Origin of the sequence: Allorhizobium paknamense (genome assembly GCF_030815125.1) — a bacterium.
GTDB classification, from domain to species: domain Bacteria; phylum Pseudomonadota; class Alphaproteobacteria; order Rhizobiales; family Rhizobiaceae; genus Allorhizobium; species Allorhizobium paknamense.
Genome location: NZ_JAUSWH010000001.1, coordinates 731,855 through 737,854 on the forward strand (window position 1 = coordinate 731,855; position 6,000 = coordinate 737,854).

Below are 6,000 nucleotides of genomic sequence, written 5' to 3' on the forward strand. Positions count from 1 at the left end.
GCGTCCTTTGTGCGTTTGATAAAACGCACGGCGCTGTAACCGGAAGACGTGAGTGATCCTGAGAAAAAACGGGTTGGCGCCCGGAATGCAACCTCCTTTTGATTGAATTTCAGTTTCACAACTTATCAAATGTAAATAACTTATGATAGCATTATTTTCGAACATTAACTTAAAGATGTAGTGACCGGATGCACGACAGCAAGGAGAAAGAGGCTGTTAGAGCCTTATCCCGAGAAAAGTGTCGTCGCGGTTTTCCGTCCGCAAATGCGTAAAACAAAAGCTCAGAGCACCTCCTGACAATAGCGCGGCGCGCAGTTCAGCGTTCGGCGGAGATGGCGTAGCGGTGCTGGGTGGCGCGCTCCAGCCCTTTCAGCAGGCTGAAATTGCGCCGCTGCGTGCGGTGGATGGCGCGCATGTCGGTATCGATGCTGATGTTGCGGAAACCGGCCTCCGCCAGCAATGCTGCCACGGCCTCGGCGCGTGCACCGCCGGAGAAATAGACGCGGGAGAGAATGCGCTCATGGGTTTCGCTCATCACCGCGCCGGGGCCGTTTTGCGGGCGCGGATCGGTAAAGCCCAGCCTCTCCAGCCATCGGCCAAGCTTTTTGGCCAGCCGCGCCACCGGTCCCGGATTGACGAAATCACCATCGACGATCAACACCTTGCCGCCCGGTTTCAGCACCCGCCGCCATTCGCGAAAGGCGGCCAGCGGGTCCACCAGCGTCCAGACCAGATGCCGGTTGGTGATGACGTCATAGGTTTCGTCCGGCTCCAGCGTGTTTTCAGCATCGCCCAGGAAAAAGCGGATGGACCGGCCCCGGGATTGCGCTTTGGCGCGGGCGCGCTCCAGCATCGGCTCCGCCCAGTCCATGCCGGTGACGGCAAAACCCAGATCATCGAGAAGATGGGAGACCACCGCCGTGCCGCAAGCAAGATCCAGTGCCCGACGCCCCTCGCCCGGGCCCAGATGGCGGCGCAGCAGGCTCTGCCAGGCGGCGCGCTCGGATTCGGAGAAGATTTCATGCCCCGGTTGCGTGTCGAAACTTTCTGCCCGCAAGGACCAGTAGGCCTTAATCTCTTCCCGCAGGCCGTAATTGTCGAAAGCTTGCGCGCCGGACATGGTTTTTCCTTATAACATCCTGTTTTAACTTGGAATCCTTCTAAAATATATTTGTTGACTCGTACAGTCATAAAATTCTAGAGCAGCAAAAAACATGACTGAAGGAGACCAGTTTCATGACCATCCGCGCAATGGCCGCCGCTGCTGCCCTGTCGCTTCTGGCGCTGCCGCATCTGGCAATGGCGGGAGAGAAGGTGAAGGTCAAGGACATCACCGGCCGCGAGGTGGAGGTGAATGTGCCGGTAGAGCGGGTGATCCTGGGCGAAGGCCGCCAGATTTATTTCACCGGTGCGCTGGATCAGGACGCGCCCTTCAAGCGGATCGTCGGCTGGCGGGATGATTTCCAGAAGGCCGATCTCGACGGCTACAACATCTACCTGAAGAAATTTCCTGAAATGGCGAAGATCCCGACCTTCGGTGGCATGAAGGACGGCACGTTCGATATAGAGCAGGCGGTGACGCTGAAGCCGGATGTCATCGTCATGAATATCGATGCGAAATCCGCCACCGAAGAAAGCGGCTATATCGAAAAGCTCGCCAAGGTGGGCATTCCGGTCGTCTATGTCGATTTCCGGGAAAAGGCGATGGAAAACACCGATCCCTCGATGCGCCTGATCGGCAAGCTGTTCGGCAAGGAAGAGAAGGCCGAGGAATTCGTCAAGTTCCATGACGAGCAGATCAGGCTGGTGACCGACCGGCTGGCCTCGGCCAAGGATCTGAAGAAGCCGGTCGTCTTCATCGAGCGGGCCGGTGGCTATAGCGAGGACTGCTGCATGTCCTTCGGCAACGAGAATTTCGGCCGCATGGTCGAGATCGCCGGTGGCATCAACATGGCGAAAGACATCATTCCCGGCACCTTCGGCACGGTGAACCCGGAGCAGATCATTGCCTCCAACCCGGATCAGGTGATCGTCACCGGCGCCAACTGGGAGCTTTACGTTCCGGGCGGTGCCTGGGTCGGCGTCGGCCCCGGCGCGGACAAGGCGCTGGCCACGAAGAAGCTGGCCAAGCTGATGGAGCGCCCCGGCTTTACCGATATCAAGGCGGTGAAGGACGGCAATGTCCACGCCATCTGGCACCAGTTCTACAACAATCCCTATCAGTTCGTCGCCATTCAGCAGATGGCCAAGTGGCTGCATCCGCAACTCTTCGCCGATCTCGATCCGGAAAAAACCTTCCAGGAGTTGCATCAGCGCTTCTTGCCGGTAGACTATCACAGCGGCTATTTCGTCTCGCTGAAATCCGGCACCTGAGGCCAGAACCTGCGGCTTCCCTAGGATGTGTGGGTATTCAGCTTTGGGCGGGCTGCAAACGGTAATTTCCTGCGCTTCCGGTGCTCATGTACTCAAGTACACTCCGCTCCGGTTCTCGAAAATCACCGTTTTCGCCTCACCCAAAACTGAATCCCCACACACCCTAGAGCATTTCGAGGAAAGTGCAGTTACGGTTTTCCGTCCGGAAATGCGTAAAAACAAAGATTTAGAGCGTTTCAATGTTTCCGTGAAACAAGGAAACGCTCTATCACCACAACCGGCCCCGCAAGGGCCGGTTGTCCCTGTTTTCAAGAAAGGTGTTTTGATGGCGATCTCCCTCGAGACAACCGCGCTCGCCGAAGGGCGCAACCAGTATCGGGCGCTGACGGCCCGGCGGGTGCTGATCCTGATCGGGCTCACCGTTTTGCTGCTCGTCAGCATTGCGATGGATATGGGGCTTGGCCCGGCGCGCTATTCGCTGGATCAGGTCGTATCCGCCATCTTTCAGCCGGAGACGGTGGGCAACCAGCTTCGGGTGGTGATCTGGGATATCCGCATGCCGATTGCGCTGATGGCGGTCACCGTTGGCGCCTGTCTTTCGGTGGCAGGGGCGCAGATGCAGACCATTCTCGCCAATCCGCTCGCCAGCCCCTTCACGCTCGGTATTTCCGCTGCGGCCGGTTTTGGCGCGGCGCTGGCGCTGGTGGCGGGGGTGGCGGTATTTCCGGCGGCCATTCAGTTCATGGTGCCGGTCAATGCCTTTATCATGGCCATGCTGGCCTCACTCTTCATCTACGGCGTTTCGACGCTCCGGGGCGTGACGGTGGAAACCATCGTGCTGCTCGGCATCGCTCTGGTCTTTACCTTCAACGCGCTGTTGTCGCTGCTGGAATATCTGGCCTCGGAACAGGCGCTGGCCGCCGTGGTGTTCTGGACCATGGGCAGCCTGACCAAGGCCACCTGGACCAAGGTGGGCGTCACCTTCGCCGTACTCCTCGTCTGCCTGCCGCTTTTTGCCCGCCGCGCCTGGGCGCTGACGGCGCTCAGGCTGGGAGACGACAAGGCCGCCAGTCTCGGCGTCAATGTGCGGGCGCTGCGACTTGAAACCATGCTGCTGGTCAGCCTGCTGGCCGCCATTCCCGTTTCTTTCGTCGGCACCATCGGTTTTGTCGGTCTGGTGGGGCCGCACATCGCCCGCATGCTGGTGGGCGAGGATCAGCGCTTCTTTCTGCCGGGCTCGGTGATCTGCGGGGCGCTGCTGCTCTCGGTCACGTCGGTGGTGTCGAAAATGATCATTCCCGGCGCGGTGCTGCCCATCGGCGTCATCACGGCACTGGTGGGTGTGCCCTTCTTCTTCTCGCTGATCTTCACCAATCGGAGGCGCGCATGGTAAGCCTGAAGCTCGACAAGGTCGGCGCCCGCTACGGCAGCACCGCCGTCTTCGAAGACATCTCCACCGGCTGGCTGAAGGGCGGCGAATTGACGGCGCTGATCGGCCCCAATGCGGCAGGCAAATCCACGCTGTTCAAGCGCATGGCCGGGCTTCTGGCCGGGCCCGGTACCGTGGTGGTGGAGGATGTGCGCGAGGGCCGCCGGCCCATCTGCTACATGCCGCAGGATACCGGCGCCAATGCCGTGCTGACTGTTTATGAATCGGTGCTGCTGGCCGCCAAGCAGGGCGGCGGCTGGCGCGTGGCGGATGGCGAACTGGCGGAGATCGACCGGCTTTTGCAGGCGCTTCGGATTTCGGACCTTGCCTTTCGCGATCTTGGTGCGCTCTCCGGCGGGCAGCGGCAGCTGGTGGCGATTGCACAGGCGCTGGTGCGCAAGCCGGATGTGCTGCTGATGGATGAGCCGACCTCTGCGCTCGATCTCTTCCGCCAGATCGAAGTGCTGGAGTTCATGCGCCGCATTGCCGAAAGCGAAGGCATGGCAGTGCTGATTGCGCTCCACGACCTGAACCACGCCCTGCGCTATTGCAGCCAGACCATGGTGGTGGCAGGTGGACGGCTGGTGGCGAGCGGCCCGACGCAGGCGGTGATCACCCCTGCCCTGCTGCGCGACACCTACCGTGTCGATGCCCGCATAGAGCCTTGCAGTCAGGGGCGGTTGCAGGTGATCGTAGACGGGGCTTTGGTTTAGAGCATGTCGCGCAAAAGTGTGCAGCGGTTTTGCGATAACGACATGCGTTAAAACAAGAATGTAAAGCACGTTGCATAAGGCTGATAAGCCGCAACGTGCTTTAGAGTTCTAAAGGAGAAGTGGAATCCGGTCTTCCGCCCGGAAACACTTAGAGCGCTTTTCAATCTGATTGAATCAGATCGGCGCTCTAAGGCTTTCTTTTTGAAGCATAATCTTGATCGTCCTCGCTTCGCTCCGGTCGGATCATGCTCTAGACAATCAGCCCCGTAGCGGCACCGGCGATCAGCGCGAGACCCAGCAGGATGCGGTAGATCACGAAGGGCCAGGTGGAGAACCGCTCCAGGAAGCGCATCAGGCCCCAGATGGCGATGAGCGAGGAGAGGCCGCCTGCGATCAGGCCGACGGCGAGCAGTGCCCAGCCATGGCCATCCAGCGACAGCTTGTGCAGTTCCCACAGCTCCTTCAGCCCGGCAAGCGCGATGGCGGGCAGGCCGAGGAGGAAGGAAATGCGCGCCGCCTCCTCCCGCTTGAAACCGAGCGAAAGCGCAGCCGTAATCGTCGCACCGGAGCGGGACACGCCGGGGATGAGCGCACCCGCCTGGGCAAGACCGATCAGCAGCAGATCGAGCGGGCGCACATCCGGCATGGAACGGCGATGTTTCGCCAGGATCTCCGTGGCCGCCAGCAGCAGGCCCATGACCAGACAGGCCAGACCGACGGCCCAGATGCTTCTGAGCGGAGACCCGCAGCTGTTGAGACTGTGGGAGAGCGCAAGCCCCGCAATGACGATCGGGATGGTGCTGATGGCAATCCACAGCACGAGCTGGAAGCTGAAGCTCTCGAAATCCCGGCGCTTGAGGGCGGTGACGGAGCCGGACGCCAGACCGTAAATATCCCGCCAGAAATAGCTGACCACCCCGACCAGCGCCGCCATCTGCATGGCGGCGGAAAAGGCGGCACCGGGATCCGGCCAGCCCAGCAGCGCCGGAACGATGCGCATATGCGCGCTGGAAGACACCGGCACCAGTTCGGTAATGCCCTGGAGCACGCCCAGAAACACCGTCTGGCCATAGCCCAGATCGACAAAGCCGGTGGCCGAGCCCACCACGCATGCGGCATCCGTCATATTCCCACCTCTTCAAAACAACCCGGCTGTTTTGAACCATGGAACATGGCGGGAGGAAGACAATTTCCACATCTTCCTCGGTTTATTTTTGGCTGGAATTAGAGCATTTCCAGGAAAAGTGGGAACCGGTTTTGCGCCCGGAAATGCGTGAAAACAAAGAGTTAGAGCATTTCAGTGTTTCACGGAAACACTGAAATGCTCTAGGCTGTAGTGACAAATTAGTTATTTGATCCATAGCATTATGCTGGCGAGCTTAATGAAACCGAGAAAGTTGGCGGCGAGTTTGTCATATCGCGTGGCGATACGCCGCCACTGCTTGAGCTTGGCAAAAAAGCTCTCAATGCCCCATCTCTGCCTAT

Annotated in this window: 6 protein-coding genes and 1 pseudogene; 3 read left to right on the plus strand and 4 right to left on the minus strand. The window is 59.6% G+C overall.

Features of this window, described 5'->3' with window-relative positions:
- Positions 1-316 precede the first annotated feature (316 nt).
- Positions 317-1,120, minus strand: a complete 804-nt coding sequence (locus QO005_RS03465) for a class I SAM-dependent methyltransferase (RefSeq protein WP_307156549.1) — start codon at positions 1,118-1,120, stop codon at positions 317-319.
- A 116-nt stretch (positions 1,121-1,236) separates the two neighbouring features.
- On the opposite strand from QO005_RS03465, the gene QO005_RS03470 reads away from it, so the two are divergent.
- The 3 genes from QO005_RS03470 (at position 1,237) to QO005_RS03480 (ending at position 4,515) form a co-directional block, all read left to right on the plus strand.
- The gene (locus QO005_RS03470) at positions 1,237-2,373 is read left to right on the plus strand and encodes an ABC transporter substrate-binding protein (protein WP_307156550.1); all 1,137 of its coding nucleotides are present in this window, start codon (positions 1,237-1,239) and stop codon (positions 2,371-2,373) included.
- Between the two features lie 325 nt (positions 2,374-2,698).
- Positions 2,699-3,766: a FecCD family ABC transporter permease gene (locus tag QO005_RS03475; protein WP_307156551.1), complete on the plus strand. Its 1,068-nt coding sequence runs from the start codon at positions 2,699-2,701 to the stop codon at positions 3,764-3,766.
- Positions 3,760-4,515 carry an ABC transporter ATP-binding protein gene (locus QO005_RS03480; RefSeq protein ID WP_307156552.1) on the plus strand — a complete coding sequence of 252 codons (756 nt, stop codon included), beginning with the start codon at positions 3,760-3,762 and terminating at the stop codon, positions 4,513-4,515. Before QO005_RS03475 ends, QO005_RS03480 begins: the two co-directional genes overlap by 7 nt.
- A gap of 149 nt (positions 4,516-4,664) precedes the next feature.
- On the opposite strand, the pseudogene QO005_RS03485 reads toward QO005_RS03480, so the two are convergent.
- The 3 genes and pseudogenes from QO005_RS03485 to QO005_RS03495 all read right to left on the minus strand — a co-directional run.
- A pseudogene (locus QO005_RS03485) lies at positions 4,665-4,769 on the minus strand (invasion associated locus B family protein); the annotation flags it as partial.
- Positions 4,766-5,641 carry an undecaprenyl-diphosphate phosphatase gene (locus tag QO005_RS03490; RefSeq protein WP_307156553.1) on the minus strand — a complete coding sequence of 292 codons (876 nt, stop codon included), beginning with the start codon at positions 5,639-5,641 and terminating at the stop codon, positions 4,766-4,768. The gene QO005_RS03490 and the pseudogene QO005_RS03485, both read right to left, overlap by 4 nt.
- 222 nt (positions 5,642-5,863) lie before the next feature.
- Positions 5,864-6,000, minus strand: a 137-nt coding sequence (locus QO005_RS03495) for a transposase (protein ID WP_307156601.1), incomplete at its 5' end; no start/stop codon positions are given.